20 protein-coding genes are annotated in these 23,151 nt (G+C 49.3%); all 20 read left to right on the forward strand.

Going from position 1 to position 23,151, the window contains the following annotated elements:
* Window positions 1-96 precede the first annotated feature (96 nt).
* Window positions 97-4,425: a PolC-type DNA polymerase III gene (locus NFR98_RS00505; RefSeq protein ID WP_035181738.1), complete on the forward strand. Its 4,329-nt coding sequence runs from the start codon at window positions 97-99 to the stop codon at window positions 4,423-4,425.
* A gap of 146 nt (window positions 4,426-4,571) precedes the next feature.
* Complete coding sequence (gene rimP / locus NFR98_RS00510; protein WP_017551543.1) at window positions 4,572-5,039, forward strand: ribosome maturation factor RimP; 468 nt, start codon at window positions 4,572-4,574, stop codon at window positions 5,037-5,039.
* Between the two features lie 42 nt (window positions 5,040-5,081).
* A complete protein-coding gene (nusA, locus tag NFR98_RS00515; RefSeq protein WP_017551544.1) occupies window positions 5,082-6,281 on the forward strand; it encodes a transcription termination factor NusA in 1,200 nt (399 codons plus the stop codon).
* Between the two features lie 12 nt (window positions 6,282-6,293).
* Window positions 6,294-6,587, forward strand: coding sequence for an RNase P modulator RnpM (rnpM, locus tag NFR98_RS00520; RefSeq protein ID WP_014095415.1), 294 nt, complete (start codon window positions 6,294-6,296; stop codon window positions 6,585-6,587).
* Entirely contained in the window at window positions 6,584-6,892 is a 309-nt protein-coding gene (locus NFR98_RS00525) for a YlxQ family RNA-binding protein (RefSeq protein WP_014095414.1), read from the forward strand. Before rnpM ends, NFR98_RS00525 begins: the two co-directional genes overlap by 4 nt.
* 14 nt (window positions 6,893-6,906) lie before the next feature.
* Entirely contained in the window at window positions 6,907-9,435 is a 2,529-nt protein-coding gene (infB, locus tag NFR98_RS00530; RefSeq protein WP_017551545.1) for a translation initiation factor IF-2, read from the forward strand.
* The gene (locus NFR98_RS00535) at window positions 9,432-9,710 is read left to right on the forward strand and encodes a DUF503 domain-containing protein (RefSeq protein WP_014095412.1); all 279 of its coding nucleotides are present in this window, start codon (window positions 9,432-9,434) and stop codon (window positions 9,708-9,710) included. The genes infB and NFR98_RS00535 overlap by 4 nt, the downstream gene beginning before the upstream one ends.
* A 14-nt stretch (window positions 9,711-9,724) precedes the next feature.
* Window positions 9,725-10,072 carry a 30S ribosome-binding factor RbfA gene (gene rbfA / locus NFR98_RS00540; RefSeq protein ID WP_014095411.1) on the forward strand — a complete coding sequence of 116 codons (348 nt, stop codon included), beginning with the start codon at window positions 9,725-9,727 and terminating at the stop codon, window positions 10,070-10,072.
* Between the two features lie 92 nt (window positions 10,073-10,164).
* Window positions 10,165-11,067: a tRNA pseudouridine(55) synthase TruB gene (truB, locus tag NFR98_RS00545; protein ID WP_014095410.1), complete on the forward strand. Its 903-nt coding sequence runs from the start codon at window positions 10,165-10,167 to the stop codon at window positions 11,065-11,067.
* A gap of 67 nt (window positions 11,068-11,134) precedes the next feature.
* On the forward strand, window positions 11,135-12,097 hold the full coding sequence (gene ribF / locus NFR98_RS00550; RefSeq protein ID WP_014095409.1) for a bifunctional riboflavin kinase/FAD synthetase: 963 nt from the start codon (window positions 11,135-11,137) through the stop codon (window positions 12,095-12,097).
* 112 nt (window positions 12,098-12,209) lie between these two features.
* Window positions 12,210-12,479 (forward strand): 30S ribosomal protein S15, encoded by a 270-nt coding sequence (gene rpsO / locus NFR98_RS00555; RefSeq protein ID WP_013859138.1) that lies wholly within the window; start codon window positions 12,210-12,212, stop codon window positions 12,477-12,479.
* Window positions 12,480-12,709: 230 nt separating this feature from the next.
* A complete protein-coding gene (pnp, locus tag NFR98_RS00560) occupies window positions 12,710-14,824 on the forward strand; it encodes a polyribonucleotide nucleotidyltransferase (protein ID WP_014095408.1) in 2,115 nt (704 codons plus the stop codon).
* Window positions 14,824-15,930, forward strand: coding sequence for a polysaccharide deacetylase family protein (locus tag NFR98_RS00565; RefSeq protein ID WP_014095407.1), 1,107 nt, complete (start codon window positions 14,824-14,826; stop codon window positions 15,928-15,930). Before pnp ends, NFR98_RS00565 begins: the two co-directional genes overlap by 1 nt.
* Before the next feature lie 24 nt (window positions 15,931-15,954).
* The gene (locus tag NFR98_RS00570) at window positions 15,955-17,193 is read left to right on the forward strand and encodes a M16 family metallopeptidase (RefSeq protein ID WP_014095406.1); all 1,239 of its coding nucleotides are present in this window, start codon (window positions 15,955-15,957) and stop codon (window positions 17,191-17,193) included.
* 66 nt (window positions 17,194-17,259) lie between these two features.
* A complete protein-coding gene (locus NFR98_RS00575; RefSeq protein ID WP_014095405.1) occupies window positions 17,260-17,505 on the forward strand; it encodes a YlmC/YmxH family sporulation protein in 246 nt (81 codons plus the stop codon).
* Window positions 17,506-17,624: 119 nt separating this feature from the next.
* Entirely contained in the window at window positions 17,625-18,533 is a 909-nt protein-coding gene (gene dpaA / locus NFR98_RS00580) for a dipicolinic acid synthetase subunit A (RefSeq protein WP_260832603.1), read from the forward strand.
* A complete protein-coding gene (locus NFR98_RS00585) occupies window positions 18,524-19,129 on the forward strand; it encodes a dipicolinate synthase subunit B (RefSeq protein ID WP_013859144.1) in 606 nt (201 codons plus the stop codon). The genes dpaA and NFR98_RS00585 overlap by 10 nt, the downstream gene beginning before the upstream one ends.
* Window positions 19,130-19,232: 103 nt before the next feature.
* Entirely contained in the window at window positions 19,233-20,279 is a 1,047-nt protein-coding gene (locus NFR98_RS00590) for an aspartate-semialdehyde dehydrogenase (protein WP_026104627.1), read from the forward strand.
* A 267-nt stretch (window positions 20,280-20,546) separates the two neighbouring features.
* Window positions 20,547-21,791 (forward strand): aspartate kinase, encoded by a 1,245-nt coding sequence (dapG, locus tag NFR98_RS00595; protein ID WP_017551547.1) that lies wholly within the window; start codon window positions 20,547-20,549, stop codon window positions 21,789-21,791.
* 72 nt (window positions 21,792-21,863) lie between these two features.
* Window positions 21,864-22,736 (forward strand): 4-hydroxy-tetrahydrodipicolinate synthase, encoded by an 873-nt coding sequence (gene dapA / locus NFR98_RS00600; RefSeq protein WP_046720791.1) that lies wholly within the window; start codon window positions 21,864-21,866, stop codon window positions 22,734-22,736.
* Window positions 22,737-23,151: the final 415 nt, after the last annotated feature.

The following is a 23,151-nucleotide window of genomic DNA, read 5'->3' on the forward strand; positions in this document are numbered from 1 at the left end:
CAACACTACCGGGAAAAATTCCGGAAAGATTGCATTCGGGACGCTTGTTTTTTAAGATAAAGATAGATTGAATGAAAAAGGATGGGAGAGGACAAGATGATTGAAAATCCCGCCGGAAAGAAAGAAAGGTTCCAGATTTTGCTCCGGCAGCTGGAACTGCTTGATGACAGGTTTTACGAGCATTTTAAATACGGAGAAATTGAAAAACTAGTTGTGGAACGCCAGTCAAAGCGATGGCATTTTTATTTTTTGCTCGAAAAAATTCTCCCCTTTGAAGTGTACTTGACATTTACAACCCGTTTGCGCCAGGCTTTTCAGCATATTGCCGACGTCCGTTTTTCAATCCGGGCGAAAGACCCTTCTTTTGGGCCGGCGCTGATTGCCGATTACTGGAAAGCGTGCCTAGGAGAACTGGAAGGCATGTCGCCGATGCTTTTGTCCCTACTTGCGGAGCAGGTGCCGTCACTTTCCGGCAATAAGCTGGTGGTAACCGGCCGCAATGAACCGGAAGCAGCGACATTAAAACAAAAATACGGGGAATGGATCGTCCGTTTTTACGAACGGGCCGGTTTTCCGCAGCTGATGTTTGACACGGAAATTTCGGCGGCACCTGAAGCAAGTGAAGCATACGCCAAATTTATGGAAGAAAAGAAAAAAGAAGATGAGGAACGGGCAAAACAGGCCGTTCTCGAAATGCAGAAGCACGTGAATGAGCAACAGAGCGGGGAAGAAACGCACGACGCGGGACCGCTTATGATCGGGCTGAGAATCCCGCCCGATGATGATATCCGCCGCCTTTCCGAGATTGTTGATGAAGAACGGCGGATTACGGTGGAAGGCTATGTGTTTGACGTCGAAACGAAAGAACTGCGCAGCGGGCGGACGCTTTTGACGTTAAAAATCACCGATTATACGAGCTCCATTCTCGTGAAGATGTTTTCGCGGGATAAGGAAGATGCCGCACAATTTGCCCGCGTGAAGAAAGGGATGTGGCTGCGTGCGCGCGGCAGCATCCAGAACGATACGTTTGTCCGTGATCTGGTCATGATCGCCAACGATCTTTCTGAAGTAGCCCCGCGCGTCCGGAAAGACCATGCGCCGGAAAATGAGAAGCGGGTCGAACTCCATCTCCATACGCCGATGAGCCAGATGGATGCGGTCACTTCCGCGTCTACCCTTGTCGCCCAGGCAAAAAAATGGGGCCATCCGGCGATTGCGATCACAGACCACGCCGTCGCGCAAAGTTTTCCGGAAGCTTACAGCGCCGGCAAAAAGAACGGTATAAAAGTCATCTTCGGCGTTGAAGCCAATCTTGTCGACGACGGGGTGCCGATTGCCTATAATGATGCGCACGTCCACCTTGATGAAGCGACATATGTCGTCTTTGACGTTGAAACAACGGGATTATCTGCCGTTTATGATACGATCATCGAAATCGCTGCGGTGAAAATCCAAGACGGCGAAGTGGTCGATACGTTTGAACGGTTTGCCAATCCCGGACGTCCGCTGTCCAATACGATTATTGAGCTGACCCATATTACCGACGATATGTTAAAAGATGCGCCGGACATTTCCGAAGTGTTGAAAGAATACAATGAATGGATTGGCGACGCGGTGCTTGTAGCCCACAATGCTTCGTTCGACATCGGGTTTTTAAACGTTGGCCTGAAAAAAGCCGGGCTGCCGAAATCCAATAACCCCGTCATTGATACGCTCGAACTCGGACGGTTTTTATATCCGGATTTCAAAAACTACCGGCTGAACACGCTCGCGAAAAAATTCAATGTGGAACTGACCCAGCACCACCGCGCAATCTACGATACGGAAGCAACAGGACAAATCTTTTTAAAAATGCTGAAAGACGCCCGTAACCGGGGGATCACATACCATGACGAGCTGAACCAGTATATGGGGGAAGGCGGCGCGTACAAGCGGGCGCGCCCGTCGCACTGCACGCTGCTTGTCCGGACGCAGGAAGGCTTGAAAAATTTATTTAAACTGATTTCTCTTTCCCATATCGATTACTTTTACCGTGTGCCGCGTATTCCGCGTTCCGAGCTGCAAAAGTACCGGGAAGGCATTCTCGTCGGGTCCGGCTGTGACAAAGGCGAAGTATTTGAAGGCATGATGCAGAAAGATCCGGCGGAAGTAGAGGAGATCGCCCGCTTTTATGATTATCTTGAAGTCCATCCGAAAGAAGTGTACGCCCCGCTCATCGACCAGGAACTGATAAGGGATGAAAAGGCGCTTGAAGAAATCATCACGAAAATCGTCAGGCTCGGGGAAAAATTAAATCTGCCGGTTGTCGCAACAGGCAATGTCCATTATTTAAACCCCGAAGACAAAATTTACCGGAAAATCCTGATCAGCTCCCAGGGCGGTGCCAATCCGCTGAACCGGCACCGGCTGCCGGACGTGCATTTCCGCACGACGGATGAAATGCTTGCATGCTTCTCGTTTTTAGGCGAAGAAAAGGCAAAAGAAATCGTGGTTGACAACACGAATAAAATTGCCGGCTTAATCGAGGACGTCAAGCCGGTAAAAGATGAGTTGTACACGCCGAAAATTGAAGGGGCGGAAGAAGAAATCCGCGAGCAAAGCTATAAGCGCGCGAAAAGGATTTACGGGGATCCACTTCCCGAAATTGTCGAAGCACGGCTTGAAAAAGAGCTAAAAAGCATTATTGGTCACGGATTTGCGGTCATTTATCTGATTGCCCATAAACTTGTCAAGAAATCATTGAATGACGGTTACCTTGTCGGTTCGCGGGGGTCTGTCGGCTCTTCGCTTGTTGCAACGATGACGGAAATCACCGAAGTCAACCCGCTCCCGCCGCATTATGTGTGCCCGAACTGCAAGCATTCCGAGTTTTTCAATGACGGTTCGGTCGGTTCCGGTTTTGACCTGCCGGATAAAAACTGCCCGGCGTGCGGGGCAAAATACAAAAAAGACGGCCATGATATTCCGTTTGAAACGTTCCTTGGCTTTAAAGGGGACAAGGTACCGGATATTGACCTGAACTTTTCGGGCGATTACCAGCCGCGCGCCCACGCCTATACAAAAGTGTTGTTCGGCGAAGAGTATGTATACCGCGCCGGCACGATCGGCACGGTTGCGGAAAAAACGGCCTACGGCTATGTAAAAGGGTATGCCCAGGACCATAATCTGACATTCCGGAGCGCGGAAATTGACCGGCTTGTCCAGGGCTGCACCGGGGTGAAACGGACGACCGGCCAGCATCCGGGTGGCATTATCGTCGTCCCGGATTATATGGATATATACGATTTTACGCCGATCCAGTATCCGGCGGACGATCACAATTCGGAATGGCGGACAACGCATTTTGATTTCCACTCGATCCACGATAATATTTTGAAGCTTGATATACTCGGGCACGATGATCCGACCGTCATCCGCATGCTCCAGGACTTAAGCGGGATTGACCCGAAAACGATCCCGACCGATGACCCGGAAGTGATGAAAATTTTCAGCGGGCCGGAACCGCTCGGGGTTACGGAAGAGCAGATTATGTGCAAAACCGGCACGCTCGGCATTCCGGAATTTGGCACAAAGTTTGTGCGCCAAATGCTCGAAGATACAAAACCGACGACTTTTGCCGAACTGGTCCAGATTTCAGGGCTTTCGCACGGAACGGACGTATGGCTCGGCAACGCCCAGGAACTGATCCAAAACGGCACATGCACCCTGCCTGAAGTAATCGGCTGCCGGGACGATATTATGGTCTATTTAATCTATCAGGGCTTAGAGCCGTCCCTTGCTTTTAAAATTATGGAATCGGTACGGAAAGGGAAAGGGCTCACGCCTGAAATGGAAGAGGAAATGATCAAGCAAAACGTGCCAAATTGGTATATTGAATCGTGCAAAAAGATTAAATATATGTTCCCGAAAGCCCACGCCACCGCCTATGTGCTGATGGCGGTAAGGATCGCTTACTTCAAGGTGTACCATCCGCTGATCTACTATGCGACGTATTTTACGGTGCGCGCGGAGGATTTCGATCTCGATGTCATGATCCACGGCTCGAATTCCATCAAGGCAAAAATCAGTGAAATTAATGCAAAAGGGATGGACGCATCGGCGAAGGAGAAAAGTTTGCTGACCGTGCTCGAACTGGCGCTTGAAATGACGGCGCGCGGCTTCCGCTTCCAGCCGATTGATTTGTATCGATCGGAAGCAGACAAGTTTGTCATTGACGGCGATTCGCTCATTCCGCCGTTTAATGCGATTCCGGGTCTTGGTACAAACGCCGCGGTCAATATCGTAAAAGCGCGTGAAGAAGGTGAATTCCTTTCAAAAGAAGACTTGCAGCGCCGCGGAAAAGTCTCCAAAACGATTATGGAATACCTTGACGGGCACGGCTGCTTAGAGTCGCTGCCGGAGCAGAACCAGCTGTCGCTTTTCTAAATACGGGTTAAGGACCGCTGTTTGCTTTTTTTTGCCTGTTATGGTATAGTTTTTTATGGAAATACTACGGATAAACGCTCGTGCGAAAGAGTGGGGCCATCACCCCGCTCTTTCGTGTTTTAAATCGGATTTTTGAGGAGGTCAGCATGAGTAAAGTCGTTGAAGTGGTGGAACAACTGGCATCCCCGGTTGTGGAAGGGCTCGGCCTTGAACTTGTTGATATTGAATACGTCAAAGAAGGAAAAAACTGGTTTCTTCGTGTTTATATTGACAAAGAAAACGGGGTCGATATCGAAGAATGCGGGCTCGTCAGCGAACGGCTCGGGGAAAAGCTCGATGAAGCGGACCCGATTCCCCATAATTATTTCCTTGAGGTTTCCTCCCCGGGTGCGGAACGCCCGTTAAAAAAAGCGCGTGACTTTGAACGTGCTGTCGGCCGGACCGTCCTCGTGAAAACGTATGAACCGCTTGACGGGGAGAAAACGTTCCAGGGAAAATTGATTGCTTTTCACAACGGGTGCCTAACATTAGAATGTAAAGTGAAAACGAAGAAAATCGAGAAGGAAATTCCGTATGACAAAGTGGCCAACGCACGGCTTGCCGTTGAATTTTAAAAATGCATCATTTTTCAAAAAATGAAGGGGGATCCAATTTCCATGAGCTCAGAACTGGTAGATGCGCTTACGATACTTGAAGAAGAAAAAGGAATTTCGCGGGATGTGCTCGTTGAAGCCATCGAAGCCGCGCTTGTATCGGCATACCGCCGCAATTTTAACCAAGCACAGAATGTAAGGACGGATTTAAATCTGGCGAACGGGACGATCCGTGTGTTCGCGCGTAAAGACGTGGTTGAAGAAGTATTTGACCCGCGCCTTGAAATTTCGCTTGAAGATGCCCAGAAAATCAATCCGTCTTATGAAATCGGCGATGTTGTCGAATTGGAAGTCACGCCGAAAGATTTTGGCCGGATCGCCGCACAGACAGCAAAACAGGTTGTCACGCAGCGCGTCCGGGAAGCGGAACGGGGAATCATTTACAATCAATTTATCGACCGTGAAGACGAGGTCATGACCGGGATTGTGCAGCGGAAAGATCCGCGTTTTACGTATGTCAGCCTCGGAAAAACAGAAGCACTGCTGCCGCCGGGGGAACAATCCCCGAATGAAACGTACAACCCGCATGACCGGATTAAGGTCTACATTACAAAAGTCGAACGGACAACAAAGGGGCCGCAAATTTTTGTCTCGCGCACCCATCCCGGCCTTTTAAAACGGCTGTTTGAACTTGAAGTGCCGGAAATTTACGATGGCATCGTAGAAATCCGTTCGATCGCCCGCGAAGCAGGGGACCGTTCGAAAATTTCGGTTTACACCGACCGCCCGGAGGTTGATCCTGTCGGCGCATGCGTCGGGCCTAAAGGGCAGCGCGTCCAGGCGATTGTAAATGAACTTCACGGGGAAAAGATTGATATTGTAAAATGGTCGGACGACCCGGCTAAATTTGTAGCAAATGCGTTAAGCCCTGCAAAAGTGCTTGATGTGCTTGTTGACGAAAACAATAAGGCTACAACGGTCATCGTTCCGGATTACCAGCTGTCGCTTGCAATCGGGAAACGCGGCCAAAACGCCCGGCTTGCCGCGAAACTCACAGGCTGGAAAATTGATATTAAGAGCGAAACGGATGCAAGGGAGTCAGGCATTTATCCGCGTTCTGAAACCAATGATGACATAGACGGGGAAACACCGGGGCTTTTTGATGACGATGATGCCGGCCGCACTTCCGAAGCACTGGCCGTACCGGATGCGAAAGAAGCGGATCTGCCTGAAAACGGCGGGAAAGATGAAGAGATCGAATAAGGAGTGGGGCTGATGGCGACACGTAAGAAAATTCCGATGAGAAAATGCGTAGCAACGGGAGAAATGAAACCGAAAAAAGAAATGGTCCGTATCGTTCGTTCCAAGGAAGGCGATGTTTCGATTGACCCGACCGGGAAAAAGTCAGGAAGAGGCGCCTATCTTTCAAAAGACGAGGAAGCGGTGCTGTTGGCAAAGAAAAAAAATATTCTCTCATCCCATCTTGGTGCCGCTGTAGAAGATGCTTTTTACGATGAAATCATCGCGTTTATTCAAAAGGAAAAAAAGGAGAATAAACAAAAATCATGAACGGGAAGCAGGCAATGTCCCTTTTAGGCCTTGCGTTCAAGGCAGGAAAGATCGTTTCGGGAGAGGAGCCTGTCCTGAAAGAAATCCGGGCAGGCCAGGCAAAACTTGTATTGCTTTCAAAAGATGCCTCATCCAATACGTCAAAAAAATTGTTAGACAAATGCCGTTTCTATCATGTACCGGTACGGTGGATAGAGACGAGGGAAATGCTTGGAAAAGCCATTGGGAAAGAGGCGAGAGTCGCAGTGGCAGTAAGTGACCGCGGATTTGCGGAAAAACTTGCTGAACTGCTCGATGAATCATAGGTGGGGGTGACGACATGAGCAAAATACGTGTTTACGAATATGCGAAAGCTCATCATACATCAAGTAAGGAAATTATCACGAAACTAAAACAAATGAATATAGAGGTATCCAATCATATGTCAATGATCGATGGGGAAATAGTAAGGAAGCTGGATACGGTTTACAGCGGCAAAAATCAGCAGGATGGCAAGAAAAACGGGCAAAACGGGCCGACCAGAAATGAAAGAAGCACCAGGTCCGAAACCGGGGACCGACAAGGAAACAAACCCGAAAACCGCACCCGGCGCGAAAACCAGAAGCCGAATCACGGAAACGGCCAAAACAGCAAAAACCAAGGGGATAACGGAAACAGCAGAAACAATAACAATAACCGCTCTGGCGGCAGCAACCGCAGCGATGGGAAGAGCAGAACGGGCGGCAACAATCGGAATAACAGGAACGGCCAAACCGGCGGCAACAACCGGAGCAATGGAAACACCCAGGCCGCAAGCAACAACCGGAATAACGAAAAAAGCCAGGCTGCAAGTAACAACCGGAATAACGGAAACAGCCAGAACACAAGCAACAACCGGAGCAATGGAAACACCCAAGCCGCGGGCAACAACAGGAATAATCAAAACAGCGGGAACAGCCGGAACAACGGGAATAACCGCAACAGTGGCAATGGAAACCGTAGCAATAACGGAAACCGCGGCAACAACGGACGGCCGTTTAACAAACAAAAGAAAAATAACCGGAAAAATAAAAACTTCAAACCGCAGCCGCAGCCGGTCCAAAAGGTAAAAGAACTGCCTGAAAAAATTACGTTCACAGAATCGCTGACCGTTGCGGAACTTGCGAAGAAGCTCTACAGGGAACCTTCCGAAATTATTAAAAAACTGTTCCTGCTCGGCGTTGCGGCAACGATCAACCAGCAGCTTGACAAAGACGCCATTGAACTGATTGCTTCGGAATACGGCGTTGAAGTGGAAGAAAAAGTGATCGTTGACCAGACGGATCTGGAAACGTATTTTACGGAAGACCGTGAAGAAGACCTCGAAGTCCGCCCGCCGGTTGTCACCATTATGGGCCATGTTGACCATGGGAAAACGACAACGCTCGATTCCATCCGCCATACAAAAGTCACCGCCGGAGAAGCAGGCGGGATTACCCAGCATATCGGTGCATACCAGGTGAAAGTAGGCGGCAAAAAAATTACATTTTTAGACACGCCGGGGCATGAAGCCTTTACAACAATGCGTGCGCGGGGGGCGCAAGTGACGGACATTACCGTGCTTGTTGTTGCTGCCGATGACGGCGTGAAGCCGCAGACAGTGGAAGCCATTAACCACGCGAAAGCAGCCGGCGTTCCGATCATTGTTGCGGTCAATAAAATTGATAAACCGACAGCGAACCCCGAACGAGTCATGCAGGAACTGACGGAATACAATCTGGTTCCGGAAGACTGGGGCGGGGATACGATTTTTGTCCCGATTTCTGCTCTAACCGGTGAAGGGATTGACAATCTGCTTGAAATGATTTTGCTTGTCAGCGAAGTGGAAGAACTGAAAGCAAACCCGAACCGCCGCGCACTCGGTTCGGTTATTGAAGCGCGCCTTGATAAAGGCAGGGGCCCGGTTGCCACTTTGCTCGTACAAAACGGCACTTTGCGCATCGGCGACCCGATTGTAGTCGGTCACACTTACGGGCGCGTCCGTGCGATGGTCAATGATCTCGGCCGTCGCGTGAAAGAAGCAGGGCCGTCCACGCCTGTTGAAATTACCGGTTTAAATGATGTACCGGAAGCCGGCGACCGTTTTGTTGTCTTTGAAGATGAGAAAACAGCCCGCCAGGTCGGGGAAGCGCGGAAACAACAGGCTGTCCAGGCGCACCGTAACGAAACCGCGCGCGTCAGCCTTGACACGTTGTTTGAGCAAATGAAGCAAGGGGAAATGAAAGAATTAAATGTGATTGTCAAAGCGGATGTGCAAGGCTCTGTAGAAGCATTGACCGCCGCTTTGCAAAAGATTGATGTGGAGGGCGTCAACATTAACGTTATCCATACGGGCGTCGGCGCGATTAATGAATCCGATGTGACGCTTGCTTCCGCTTCGAATGCGATTATTATTGGCTTTAATGTCCGCCCGGATAATAACGCCAAACGCGCAGCCGAAACGGAAAAAGTGGATATCCGCCTGCACCGCATTATCTACAAAGCGATCGAAGAAATCGAATCTGCCATGAAAGGGATGCTTGATCCGGAATACAAAGAAAAAATCATCGGCCAGGTTGAAGTGCGGCAGACGTTTAAAGTATCACGGATCGGCACGATTGCGGGCGGCTATGTCACCGACGGAAAAATCACCCGTGACAGCGGCGTGCGCGTCATCCGTGACGGCGTGGTCATTTATGAAGGTGTAATTGATACGCTGAAACGCTATAAAGATGATGTGAAAGAAGTCAACCAGGGATATGAATGCGGGATTACGATTAAAAACTTTAATGACATCAAAGAAGGAGATGTCATCGAGTCCTTTATCATGGAGGAAATTGAAAGAGCATGATTGGGAGCGCCCGTTGCGAATTTCGCATTTATGATGCCCGTTCATTGAAAGAAAAAAGGGCAGTGCTGCAAAGAATATTGACGCGGCTAAAGCAAAAATATAATGTTGCAGCCGGTGAAATGGATTTCCAGGATGCCTGGCAGCGGACCCTCGTTGAAGTCGTGACCGTTGCTTCAAGCCGGGCGGCGGCTGAAAGAGAATTGCAGCGGGCAATTCTCTTTCTGGATTCCTTCCCTGAATGGGAGCGTCTTGAAACAAATATTGAATGGCTATAAATGAGGTGTGATTGATGAATCTTCGTGCAAATAGGGTTGGCGAGCAAATGAAAAAAGAGCTGAGCGACATTATCGGGCGAAAACTAAAAGATCCGCGTGTCGGCTTTGTCACTGTAACCGATGTGGAAGTAACAGGCGATCTTCAGCAGGCAAAAGTGTACCTCACCGTCCTCGGCGATGAGGTACAAAAGAAAGACACCCTTGACGGCCTGGAAAAAGCAAAAGGCTTTATCCGCTCGGAAGTTGGCAAAAGGATCCGGCTCCGCAAAACGCCTGAACTGATTTTTGAAATCGATGAATCCATCGAATACGGCAACCGCATTGAGACGCTGATCAAAAAAATCCATGACACGGATGAATGAATGTTTCAGGAAACTGATCGGAGCCGGAACACGGTTCGGTAAGTTTCCTTTTTTTGAGTGATTCTATTGGATTTGCGAAAGGAAGTGGCGCCATGGATGGCATTTTACCGCTCTGGAAACCGGCGGGGATGACTTCCCATGACTGTGTTTTTAAAATCCGGAAGCTTTTCGGCACAAAAAAAGCAGGCCATACCGGCACGCTTGATCCGGATGTGGAAGGGGTCCTCCCGGTTTGCATCGGGCGTGCGACAAAGATTGCCGAATACCTTCAGGATGCCGGCAAAACTTACGAAGGTGAAGCAACGATCGGGATTTCAACGACGACAGAAGATGCTTCCGGCGATATCATTGAAAAAAAGGAAATTAGCCGGCCGATCAGCCGGGAAGAAATTTTAGCCGCACTCGCTTCGTTTACCGGGCATATTACCCAGATCCCGCCGATGTTTTCCGCCGTCAAGGTGAACGGAAGAAGGTTGTATGAATATGCGCGGGCGGGCATCGAAGTGGAACGCCCTAAAAGGAATGTGCAAATTTACAGCCTTGAACTATTGGACGGGCGGGAATATTTTGAAGGGCCGGTTGTGTCGTTCCGTTTCCGCGCTTCATGCAGCAAAGGCACCTATATCCGCACGCTTGCTGTTATGATCGGAGAAAAGCTCGGCTATCCGGCACATATGTCCAATCTTACAAGAATTGAAGCAGGCGGTTTTTCAAAGGAACAATGCGCCACCTTTCAGGAGATTGAAAAAGCCGCGGAAACCGGCGACAGGGAAAGCCTGCTCTACCCGCTCGAGGCCGGGATCCGCCATTTGCCGAAATGGGAAATTAGTGATACATTAGCAGAGAAAGTAAAGAACGGTGCCGTGTTGAAAAAACCGGAGACCTGGCCGGAAACAGGAGACAGGCTTGCTGTCTTTTTCCGCGGAAAAATACTCGCGGTATACGTGGCGCATTCCGGCAGGCCCGGCTTTATCAAACCGGCGAAAGTGATATAAAAAGCCTTCCGGGTAAAAACAAGGAAGGCGGCTGCTTCAATTTGTAAAAGGGAAAAGGTGAGAAATTTTGAAAACAATAACGGTCCATCATCCCCATTCCTTTAAACCCGGCGATTTTCCGCCGCTTGCCATCGCATTGGGTTATTTTGACGGCATCCATCTCGGACATCAGAAAGTGATTAAAACAGCCCGCGGGATCGCTGAAAAAAACGGATGGAAAAGCGCCGTCATGACATTTGAACCCCATCCTTCTATTGTGCTGGGAAAGAAAAAGGATGGCATTGAACTGATTACACCGCTTGAAGACAAGATCAAGTTGATTGAAAAACTTGGTGTCGATTATCTGTTCGTCGTCCGTTTTACCTCCCGTTTTGCGTCTCTTTTGCCGCAGCAATTTGTCGACCAATATCTGGCCGCACTCGGTGTGAAACATGTTGTTGCTGGTTTTGATTATACATACGGCAAATTCGGGAAAGGCAATATGGAGAATCTCCCTGAATATGCAAACGGCAGGTTCGGGATTACGGTGATTGAAAAACTGGCCCTTGAAAATACCGGGGAAAAAGTCAGCTCCACCCTGATCCGGTCAAAAATCAGGGAAGGAAAAGTCGGGGAAGTGAAGCCGCTGCTCGGGCGCGATTATGAGATCAAAGGCATTGTCGTCCATGGGGAGAAGCGGGGACGACAGCTCGGGTTTCCAACGGCAAATCTAAAGCTTACCGCGTCGTATATGCTGCCGCCAAACGGGGTATACATTGTGCAAATGAAGGTCGCGGATACGTGGCATAACGGCTTATGCAGCATTGGCTACAATCCTACGTTTAAAAATCCGGAAGAATATGAAAAAACGACAGAAGTGTATCTGCTTGATTTTTCCGATACCATTTACGGGGAAGAAGCAGTTGTCAAATGGCTTGCGCGCATCCGCGAAGAGAAAAAGTTCGCCCGCGTGGAGGACTTGATTGAAGAAATGAAACGGGATGAAACGGCAGCAAGGCGTTACTTTGAAAAACAGGGAACTGCTACTTGAGTTTTGTGCGAAAAAGTAGTATTCTATTACAGTACCGGAACCTGTGCTTGGCAGCGCGACTCACCGACGCCTGCTCGGCAACAGGGGATAGGAAACAGAGGAGGTGAACAGGATGGCGATTTCAAAAGAACGTAAAAATGAAATCATCAACCAATTTAAAATCCACGAGAACGATACCGGTTCTCCGGAAGTGCAAATTGCTGTATTGACAGAAGAAATCAACAAATTGAACGATCATTTGCGTGTCCATAAAAAAGACCACCATTCACGCCGCGGCTTGATGAAAATGGTAGGGAGACGGCGTAATTTGTTGACCTATCTGCGCAATAAAGATGTGCATCGTTACCGTGAATTGATTAACCGGCTGGGCTTGCGCCGATAAAAAAATGCAGAATGCAAAAAGCGGGAGTATTCCCGCTTTTTTGCAATGTGTTTTTCCCCCCTTAATTTTGGGAACAGATGTATTTCAAATTGCCGCCGGGTTTTCGCACTGACCTGGCGCGGCTTGTACATACATAGCAAACGGTTGATTCGTTTTTGAATCATTACCCGTGCTTATCTTTGCATAAATGTGAAACAATATAGGCAAAAAGAAAGGAGATTTTCATCTGTATGGTACAGGATAAACATACCTATACGATAGATTGGGCCGGCCGCCCGCTCACCGTGGAGATCGGCCAGCTCGCAAAACAGGCAAACGGTGCTGCACTCGTCCGTTACGGCGAAACGGCTGTCCTCAGTACAGCAACCGCTTCTAAAGAACCGAAAAATGTGGACTTTTTTCCACTGACCGTAAATTATGAGGAACGGCTATATGCTGTCGGGAAAATTCCGGGCGGCTTTATCAAAAGAGAAGGGCGCCCGAGCGAAAAAGCCATTTTGTCAAGTCGGCTGATTGACAGGCCGATCCGCCCGCTCTTTGCCGACGGCTTCCGCAATGAAGTGCAGGTTGTCAGTATGGTCATGAGCGTCGACCAGGACTGCACGCCGGAAATGGCCGCGATGCTCGGGTCTTCGCTCGCACTTTCCGTCTCCGATATTCCGTTTGAAGGCCCGATTGCCGGCGTCATCGTCGGAAGGGTGGACGGCAAGTTCCTCATCAACCCGACCGTGGAACAGATGGAAAAAAGCGACATCCATTTAACCGTTGCCGGCACAAAAGACGCCATTAATATGGTTGAAGCGGGTGCGAAAGAAGTGCCGGAAGAAGTGATGCTTGAAGCGATCATGTTCGGGCATGAGGAAATCAAGCGCCTGATTGCTTTCCAGGAAAAAATTGTGGCAGAAATCGGAAAAGAGAAAATGGCTGTCGAATTGTTCGAACTTGACGAAGAACTGGTGGAAAAAGTCAGCGGCATGTGCCGGAAAAAAATGATTGAAGCCATCCAGGTTCATGAGAAGAAAGCGCGCGAAGAAGCGATCAGAAAAGTGGGCGATGAGGTGCTTGCCCAATTTGAAGCAGAAGAAGCCGATGAAGAAACGGTCAAGCAAGTTAAACAAATTTTGCACGATATTGAAAAAGAAGAAGTCCGCAAGCTGATCACGGTCGATAAAATTCGCCCGGACGGCCGCAAAATCGATGAAATCCGGCCGCTTTCCTCCGAAGTCGGGGTTTTGCCGCGCACGCACGGTTCCGGGTTGTTTACCCGCGGGCAAACACAGGCTTTAAGCATTTGTACGTTAGGCGCTTTAGGCGACGTGCAAATTTTGGACGGGCTCGGCATTGAAGAGTCAAAACGGTTTATGCACCATTACAATTTCCCTTCATTCAGCGTCGGGGAAACCGGGCCAATGAGAGGGCCGGGCCGCCGCGAAATCGGGCACGGGGCACTGGGTGAACGTGCGCTGGAACCGGTCATTCCGGATGAAAAAGAATTTCCGTACACGATCCGGCTTGTATCCGAGGTGCTCGAATCGAACGGCTCCACTTCACAGGCAAGCATTTGCGCATCCACCCTTGCCATGATGGATGCCGGCATTCCGATTAAAGCGCCGGTTGCTGGGATTGCGATGGGGCTTGTGAAATCCGGCGAACATTATACGATTTTAACCGATATCCAGGGCATGGAAGACCATCTCGGCGATATGGACTTTAAAGTGGCCGGCACGTCGAAGGGCGTCACCGCGCTGCAAATGGATATTAAAATTGCAGGACTGTCAAGGGAGATACTGGAAGAAGCGTTGCAGCAGGCGAGAAAGGGCAGAATGCAGATTCTCGACCATATGATGTCGACGATTTCGAAAACACGTGACCATTTGTCCGTCTATGCGCCGAAGATTTTAACGATGACCATTCATCCGGATAAAATCCGCGACGTCATCGGGCCAAGCGGTAAACAAATCAATAAAATCATTGACGAAACCGGCGTGAAAATTGACATTGAACAGGATGGCACCATCTTTATTTCTTCGACGGACGAAGAGGCAAACAACAAAGCGAAGAAATTGATTGAGGATATTGTCCGGGAAGTCGAAGTCGGCAAGGTTTATCTCGGTAAAGTAAAACGGATCGAAAAATTTGGCGCTTTTGTGGAAATCTTTAACGGCAAAGACGGCCTTGTCCACATTTCCGAACTCGCCGAAGAACGCGTCCGGAAAGTCGAAGATGTTGTCAAAATCGGCGATGAAATTCTGGTCAAAGTGACGGATATTGACAGCCACGGGCGCATCAACCTTTCCCGCAAAGCTGTTTTAAAGGAGCAGCAAAAAAAAGAAAATAAATCGTGATGAAAGTCAGGGAGCCCTGGCTTTTTTTATTTGTCCCGCGCGCCCGTTCTATGCCCCTTTCCCTTTTCATACTTTTTTTAAAGAAGGGGGAAAATAACGTGAATAAAGCAAAACGCTTGATTGCGCTTGGCTTGATTGCTATTCTAGCATTGTTGCTTGCGGGAAATCCGCTTTCCACCCGGTATTTGCAGGAGCGGGCCGCCTTTAGCACAAAAGAGAACGAGCTTCAGGAAAAAATTGAACAGGCTGCAGAACGGTTTTACCGTCCGCCGGAAAATGCCAAGATTGACAGGGTTTGGAAGGCGATCCCCGGCTATAACGGGGTGGAAGTGGACAAAAAAGCTTCTTACTCGAAAATGAAACAGGACGGCCGTTACGACGAACGCAAACTGGTATTTAAACAAATTCCCCCTGCCGTCCACCTTAAAGATCTGGACCCGGCCCCCGTCTATACGGGAAATCCGGATAAACCAATGGTTGCTTTTTTAATCAATGTCGCATGGGGGAATGAATATTTGCCGGATATGCTAAAAACTTTAAAAAAGCATCATCTTCATGCTACCTTTTTCTTAGAGGGGCGATGGGCAAAAGAAAACCCTGAGCTTGCCCGCATGATTGTAAGCGGCGGGCATGAAACCGGGAACCATTCCTATACCCACCCCGATTTTAGCACTTTGCCGGAATCAAAGATCAAAAGCCAGCTGGTGAAGACAAACCGGGTGCTTGAAGCGATTACGGAAGAAAAAGTGAAGTGGTTTGCCCCGCCAAGCGGCAGTTACCGGGATGAAGCGGTAAGCATCGCAAAATCAATGGGAATGGAAACGATCATGTGGACGGTCGATACGGTCGACTGGCAGAACCCCTCCCCGGAGACGATTGTAGAGCGCGTGACTGCGAAAGCACAGGGCGGTTCGCTTATTTTAATGCATCCGACCGCTTCTACAGCGAAAGCGTTGGAACCGTTGATTGCCAGGCTGGAAAAGAAAAATTTACAAGTCGGAACCGTTTCAAAATTGCTCGATGAGGAAAGAATCATTAAAAATGAGGACGGAACATTTTTAAACAGCGAAAAGGATCCCGCTGATACAAAAGACGGCACAGAGTGAAATGAGACTGCGAGGAGGCACAACATGATACAAAAATATACTTGCCATAACGGCTTGAGGATTGTACTGGAAGAAATTCCAACTGTCCGTTCGGTTGCGATCGGCATTTGGATCGGCACCGGTTCGAGAAATGAAAATGAAAAAAACAATGGCATTTCCCATTTTCTTGAGCATATGTTTTTCAAAGGGACGGAAAAAAGGAGCGCAAAAGACATTGCCGAGGCCTTTGATGCCATTGGCGGCCAGGTGAATGCTTTTACGTCGAAAGAATATACATGCTTTTATGCGAAAGTGCTCGACACGCATGCACCGCTCGCGCTTGAAATTCTGTCGGACATGTTTTTCCACTCCACTTTTTCAGAAGATGAAATGGAACGCGAAAAAAGCGTTGTCAATGAAGAAATCAAAATGTATGAAGATACGCCGGACGATATTGTCCACGATTTGCTTGGCAAGGCCATTTATGAAAACCATCCGCTCGGCTATCCGATTTTAGGGACGGAAGAAACGCTTGCATCGTTTACGAGCGACGATCTCCATCAATATGTATATGATATGTATACCCCTGACCGCGTTGTCGTCTCCGTTGCCGGCAATGTGCTGCCGTCTTTCGTAAAGGAGATTGAAGCGTTGTTCGGTTCCTATGAAGGCGGGAAGGAAGAGACAGGCGGCGAAACGGCCGTTTTTCATACGAATGACCTTGCGCGCAAAAAAGAAACAGAACAGGCCCATCTCTGCCTCGGATTTGAGGGGAAGAAAATCGGCAGTGACGATATTTATGAGCTGATTGTCCTGAATAATATATTAGGCGGCAGCATGTCCTCCCGCCTTTTCCAAAATGTGCGGGAACAGCGGGGGCTTGCATATTCGGTGTATTCCTACCATACCGCCTATAAGGACAGCGGCATTTTAACGATTTACGGCGGAACGGGCGCCTCCCAATTGGACGAGCTGTTTGAGACGGTGCAGGAGACGCTGCAGACGCTGAAAGCAAAAGGGGTAACAGAAAAAGAAGTGCGAAACTGCAAGGAACAGTTAAAAGGGAACCTCATGCTCAGCCTGGAAAGCACGAACAGCCGCATGAGCCGGAACGGAAAGAACGAACTGTTATTAAAGAAGCACCGTTCGCTTGATGAAATGCTCGAGGAAATCGACCGTGTCACCGTGGAAAAAGTCAATGCTTGTGCGAGGGAGATTTTCTCCAAACCGTATTCGGCATCTTTAATCAGCCCGGACGGAAAATTGCCGGAGCGGTTGTCTTAAAGACGGCATATCTTTTCCATCCCCCGCATAAAATGGAATCAGTCCATGAGAGAAAGAAGGGGGAATATGCGGCTCAGCGAACTCAGCGGAAAAGAAATGGTCGATTTTAAAAAAGCGGAACGGCTCGGGGTATTGGGCGCAACGGACCTTGAAATTGATGAAGCGAGCGGAAAAGTGGAGGCCCTGATCATCCCGGTCGGAAGGCGGTTTAAAAAACAGGCGAACGAGATCCGCGTCCCGTGGAACCGGATCAGAACGATTGGTGCCGATATGATGATTTTGGAAGTGCCTGAAAACCAGTACAGCTATTAAAAAGGCAAAGAAGCATGCCGGGTATTCCGGCATTTTTCTTTGCCTTTTTTCACAAAAAACATGCTGCCGCCATAAGATATGGGGAATTCCCCATGCACATGGAAAAGAAGGTGAGGCATTTGTTGACCGGCGTCCAAATTGCCATCATAGGCGGAGATGCGCGCCAATTGGAAGTGATCCGGAAACTTGCGGATCTCGATGCGAAAATTTCATTGATCGGATTTGAACAGCTTGATTTTGTGTATTCCGGCGTCACGAAAGAAAAATTTAAAGATATCCGGTTTTCGGAAATGGATTGCGTCATTTTGCCGATTACCGGGACAGCGGACGACGGGAAAATCGATTTGATTTTTTCGAACGAAGAAGTTGTGCTGACCGGTGATATGCTGGCTGAAACGCCGCCTTATTTTACGATCTATACCGGCATCAGCAATCCGTATTTGGAACAAATTGCTAAAAAAGCGGGCCGCCGCCTTGTGAAACTATTCGAGCGGGACGATGTGGCCATCTATAATTCGATTCCGACCGTCGAAGGAACGATCATGATGGCTATTCAGAACACGGAATTTACGATTCACGGCTCAAATGTTGCCGTCCTCGGCCTTGGCAGGGTGGGAATGAGCGTTGCCCGGGCTTTCTGCCATCTCGGCGCGAAGGTGAAAGTCGGCGCGAGAAAAAGCGAACATCTTGCGAGGATAACGGAGATGGGGCTTGTGCCTTTTCATTTAAACGATCTTGAACAGGAAGTAAAAGACATTGACATCTGCATTAATACGGTTCCGCACCTGATTGTGAACGCATCCGTTATCCAAAAGATGCCTTCGCATACGCTCATTCTGGATATTGCTTCCAAACCGGGCGGAACGGATTTCCGGTATGCCGAAAAGCGCGGCATTAAAGCGATGCTGGCGCCGAGCCTGCCTGGCATTGTCGCGCCGAAAACAGCCGGGCGGATACTCGGGAATGTGCTCGGCCGGCTGATTGAAGAAGACGTTTTAAAAAGAAAGGGGTCATCGCCATGGATGTAAAGGGAAAAAGAATCGGCTTCGGCTTAACCGGCTCCCATTGCACTTATGCGGCCGTTTTTCCTGAAATCGAAAAGCTCGTGGCATTGGGGGCGGAAGTCATCCCGGTGGTCACGCACACGGTGAAAACGACGGATACAAGATTCGGCAAAGGCTCAGAATGGGTGGAAAAAATTGAAAAATGCACCGGGCAAAAAGCGATTGATTCGATTGTCGAGGCCGAGCCGCTCGGGCCAACCCTCCCGCTTGACTGCATGGTGATTGCGCCCCTGACCGGATTTACGATGAGCAAACTGGCGAACGCGCTCACGGATTCCCCGGTGCTGATGGCCGCCAAAGCGACGCTCCGCAATTTGAAACCGGTTGTGCTCGGCATTTCGACCAATGATGCGCTCGGATTAAACGGCGTGAATTTGATGCGGCTGATGGCAACAAAAAACATTTATTTTATTCCGTACGGGCAGGACGACCCGGACAACAAACCAAATTCAATGGTGGCGAGAATGACTGCCCTTGCCGATACGGTTTCGCTTGCACTCGAGGGGAAACAAATCCAGCCTGTCATTGTCGAACGTTTCCGCGACGGAAAATCGCCTTGAAAACGATTTAAAATTAAAAAATACACACGGTGCCGGAAGACTTGTGATACAATAATAGCTATAAAAATGAATTTGGTTTTGGAATTGGAAGGGGAATACGCCAATGGCAAACACATCAGGTTATCACGTAGCCGTTGTCGGGGCAACCGGCGCTGTCGGCCAGCAAATGATTAAAACTTTGGTAAACCGCAAATTTCCGTATAACAAATTGACGCTGCTGTCATCTTCGCGTTCCGCCGGCAAAAAAATAACGGTAAACGGGGAAGAAATTACGGTCCAAGAAGCGGTGCCGGAAAGCTTTGAAGGAGTGGATATCGCCCTTTTCAGCGCAGGCGGGAGCGTGTCGAAAAAGTTTGCGCCGGAAGCGGTGAAACGCGGGGCAATTGTCATTGACAATACGAGCGCCTTCCGCATGGACCCAGAAGTGCCGCTTGTGGTCCCGGAAGTAAACGAAGAAGACATTCAAAAACATAACGGCATCATCGCCAATCCGAACTGCTCGACGATCCAGATGGTTGTTGCGTTGGAACCCGTCCGCAAAAATTTCGGCCTGAAGCGGGTGCTCGTTTCCACGTACCAGGCTGTCTCCGGTTCGGGCGCGGCTGCCATCCAGGAGCTGAACGACGAGACGAAGGCGTTGCTTGAAGGGCAGACTTACGAGCCGCATGTACTGCCGGTAAAAGGTGACAAAAAGCATTACCAGATTGCGTTTAATGCCATCCCGCAAATCGATGTGTTTACGGACAACGGCTTTACATTTGAAGAAATGAAAATGATCAACGAAACGAAAAAAATCATGCATATGCCGGAATTAAAAGTTTCCGCCACATGCGTCCGGATTCCGGTTGCAACCGGCCACTCGGAATCGGTTTATTTTGAAACCGAAAAGGACGGCATAAATGCTGGGCAGATCCGGGAAGTGCTCGCGTCTGCACCTGGTGTTGTACTGGAAGACCGCCCCGAAGAACAGATTTACCCGATGGCCGTCAATGCGGTCGGCAAGTATGACACTTTTGTCGGGCGGATCCGCAAAGACCCGGATGAAGACAACGGATTCCATATGTGGGTTGTTTCCGACAATTTGCTGAAAGGCGCTGCCTCAAATTCCATCCAGATTGCGGAAAGCCTGATCAGGATGGGGCTCATCTGATTTGTGGACAATTTAGGCTGACCTTTTTGCAATATTGGTGATAAGATATAGGGAAAGAAAAGTTATGCCGGAATCCGGTATCGGAGAGGGTTCCATTTCCTGATATATTTTATGGACACGTATGCCGTTTCCTTTCCGGCCGGGAAGGAAACGGTTTAAAAACGGCCGGCCCTTAAAACGGCCTTTGGCAAAAAAACGGCCGGCAAAGCCCGCACGTTACCGGAATCACTGTTCTTATTTATCAGTTCATAACAGAGGTGTTCTTCATTGAAAATCGTTGTCCAAAAATTCGGCGGCACATCCGTACGGGATCATGATGCAAGAATGCATGCCAAACATCATGTAGAAAAAGCGCTGGAAGAAGGCTATAAGGTGGTTGCCGTCGTTTCGGCGATGGGTCGCAAAGGGGAACCGTATGCAACAGATACGCTCCTGTCACTCGTTGGCGGATCCGACACCTGTTTAAGCAGGCGTGAGCAGGATTTACTGTTGTCAACCGGCGAAATCATCTCCAGCCTTGTGTTTGCCAATATGTTAAACGCACACGGCATCAGTGCGTGTGCCCTGACCGGTGCGCAAGCCGGTTTCCACACGAACGCGGAGCATACCAATGCGAAAATCACGGACATGAAGTGCGACCGTGTCCTGCGTGAACTGAAACTGCACGATGTTGTCGTCGTTGCAGGATTTCAAGGAGCCGCAAAAAACGGGGACGTCACCACGCTCGGACGCGGGGGCAGTGACACATCCGCTGCGGCGCTCGGTGCTGCGCTTCAGGCGGAGTGGATTGATATTTTTACCGATGTGGAAGGCATCATGACAGCTGACCCGCGGATTGCTGAAAATGCGCGGAAGCTTCAGGTTGTCACGTATAACGAGGTCTGCAATATGGCTTATCAGGGCGCAAAAGTGATCCATCCGCGCGCCGTTGAAATCGCGATGCAGTCGAAAGTGCCGATCCGCATCCGGTCCACTTATTCCGACGATATCGGTACGCTTGTCACATCTTTAAGCCACCGTCAGAAACTCGGGACCGATATAAAAGAACGCACTGTTACCGGAATTGCGCATGTACCGAATGTTTCACAGATCAAAGTATATGCAAAAGACGGGCAGTATGATTTGCAGACGGTTGTGTTTAAAGCGATGGCTGCTGAAAATATCAGTGTCGATTTTATCAATATTTCCCCGACAAGCGTTGTCTACACGGTTTCAGGAGAGGTGGCAAACCGGGCTGAAGCGGTGCTGAAAAAACTGGGGCATGAACCGGTAATTGAACGGAACTGCGCCAAAGTATCGATTGTCGGCGCCGGGATTGCGGGCGTGCCGGGTATCACGTATAAAATCGTGTCGGCGCTTTCCGAAAAAGGGATCCGGATTTTACAGTCTGCTGACAGCCATACAACCATCTGGGTGCTTGTGAAGCAGGAAGATCTGGTTACAGCGGTCAATGCCCTTCATGATGCCTTTAATTTAGAAAGCGAAACGGAAACGTATGAAATTCATGCGTAAAAAATGAAAGATTTTCTGCCGGGTGTTTTCACCTTGCAACTTGCAAAACCTGGCAGGATGAGGAGTGTAAGTATGAGTCGTTTCGGAAAAGTTTCAACGGCAATGGTGACGCCTTTTGACCATAAAGGGAATCTGGATTTGCAAAAGGCGGCAAAGCTGGTTGATTATTTAATTGAAAACGGAACAGAATCTTTGGTTGTTGCTGGAACAACGGGGGAATCCCCGACACTTTCGCCTGAGGAAAAAACCGCGCTGTTCAAGCAGGTTGTGAAAACGTCAGACGGGCGGGTACCGGTCATTGCCGGAACAGGGAGCAACAATACGTATGCTTCGATCGAATTGACGAAGCGTGCGGAATCATGCGGCGTGGATGCCGTTATGGCTGTCGGCCCGTATTATAACAAGCCGAACCAGGCTGGCATGTATGCCCATTTCAAAGCGATTGCAGAATCCACCAGCCTCCCGGTTGTCATTTACAACATCCCTGGCCGGTCGGCTGTCAATATTGAACCGGGAACGATCATCGAACTTTCCAAAATCCCGAATATCGTTGCGGTAAAAGAAGCAAGCGGGGATTTGGATGCGATGGCGCAAATTATTGCCCGTACGCCGGATGATTTTGAATTGTACAGCGGGGATGATGGCCTGACAATTCCCGTGCTTTCAATCGGTGGGGCGGGTGTGATTTCGGTTGCTTCCCATGTTGCCGGCCCGGCCCTACAGGAAATGGTGCAAGCCTTTTTTGCCGGGGATGTAACAAAAGCGGCAAAACTGCATCAAAAGCTGCTTCCATTGATGCGCGGCCTGTTTATGGCGCCTAATCCGGCACCGGTCAAAACCGCTTTGCAATTAAAAGGGATGGATGTCGGCGGCGTCCGCCTCCCGCTCGTTCCGTTAACAAAAGAAGAACGGGAAACCATTCACCGCCTGCTTGGCGATCTTTAAGCAAAAAAACGGCCCTTCCGGAAAAACGGACAGGGCCGTTTTCTTTTGCTTAAGTGATCCCATACCGGCTTCGGGAAAGGAAAACAGGCCCCGTTTCTGCGAATCTTCCGGCAAACAGCAGATAGCGGAAATGGGCAGCATTTGTCGATAGAAATATCACACGCTCTTCATTGACCGGATATACCCTTTTCGGTTAAGCTATACATAAGAGAAAGGATCGGACAGCAATTTATTTTTACGGGCTCAGAAAGTCTTTTTCGATAGAACCGGAACGGTGCAAGTGATCGTGCGGGCGCCTCATGCCAGGCATGACGTTTTTAAAGGGATGCGGTGGGAGAGCCGGCCGCTTATTTTTATGCCGGAAACTTGAATATGCGCAAAGCCGTATCGGACGGAATCCGGCAACCCTTTGCGA

This window comes from Weizmannia agrestimuris, from assembly GCF_943193165.1.
GTDB lineage: Bacteria > Bacillota > Bacilli > Bacillales > Bacillaceae_C > Weizmannia > Weizmannia faecalis.

Bases quoted from the DNA above. Each gene is read 5' to 3' on its own strand.
- NFR98_RS00505 (WP_035181738.1), top strand. From the start codon at position 97: ATGATTGAAAATCCCGCCGGAAAGAAAGAAAGGTTCCAGATTTTGCTC.
- rimP (WP_017551543.1), top strand. From the start codon at position 4,572: ATGAGTAAAGTCGTTGAAGTGGTGGAACAACTGGCATCCCCGGTTGTG.
- nusA (WP_017551544.1), top strand. From the start codon at position 5,082: ATGAGCTCAGAACTGGTAGATGCGCTTACGATACTTGAAGAAGAAAAA.
- rnpM (WP_014095415.1), top strand. From the start codon at position 6,294: ATGGCGACACGTAAGAAAATTCCGATGAGAAAATGCGTAGCAACGGGA.
- NFR98_RS00525 (WP_014095414.1), top strand. From the start codon at position 6,584: ATGAACGGGAAGCAGGCAATGTCCCTTTTAGGCCTTGCGTTCAAGGCA.
- infB (WP_017551545.1), top strand. From the start codon at position 6,907: ATGAGCAAAATACGTGTTTACGAATATGCGAAAGCTCATCATACATCA.
- NFR98_RS00535 (WP_014095412.1), top strand. From the start codon at position 9,432: ATGATTGGGAGCGCCCGTTGCGAATTTCGCATTTATGATGCCCGTTCA.
- rbfA (WP_014095411.1), top strand. From the start codon at position 9,725: ATGAATCTTCGTGCAAATAGGGTTGGCGAGCAAATGAAAAAAGAGCTG.
- truB (WP_014095410.1), top strand. From the start codon at position 10,165: ATGGATGGCATTTTACCGCTCTGGAAACCGGCGGGGATGACTTCCCAT.
- rpsO (WP_013859138.1), top strand. From the start codon at position 12,210: ATGGCGATTTCAAAAGAACGTAAAAATGAAATCATCAACCAATTTAAA.
- pnp (WP_014095408.1), top strand. From the start codon at position 12,710: ATGGTACAGGATAAACATACCTATACGATAGATTGGGCCGGCCGCCCG.
- NFR98_RS00565 (WP_014095407.1), top strand. From the start codon at position 14,824: ATGAAAGTCAGGGAGCCCTGGCTTTTTTTATTTGTCCCGCGCGCCCGT.
- NFR98_RS00570 (WP_014095406.1), top strand. From the start codon at position 15,955: ATGATACAAAAATATACTTGCCATAACGGCTTGAGGATTGTACTGGAA.
- NFR98_RS00575 (WP_014095405.1), top strand. From the start codon at position 17,260: ATGCGGCTCAGCGAACTCAGCGGAAAAGAAATGGTCGATTTTAAAAAA.
- NFR98_RS00585 (WP_013859144.1), top strand. From the start codon at position 18,524: ATGGATGTAAAGGGAAAAAGAATCGGCTTCGGCTTAACCGGCTCCCAT.
- NFR98_RS00590 (WP_026104627.1), top strand. From the start codon at position 19,233: ATGGCAAACACATCAGGTTATCACGTAGCCGTTGTCGGGGCAACCGGC.
- dapA (WP_046720791.1), top strand. From the start codon at position 21,864: ATGAGTCGTTTCGGAAAAGTTTCAACGGCAATGGTGACGCCTTTTGAC.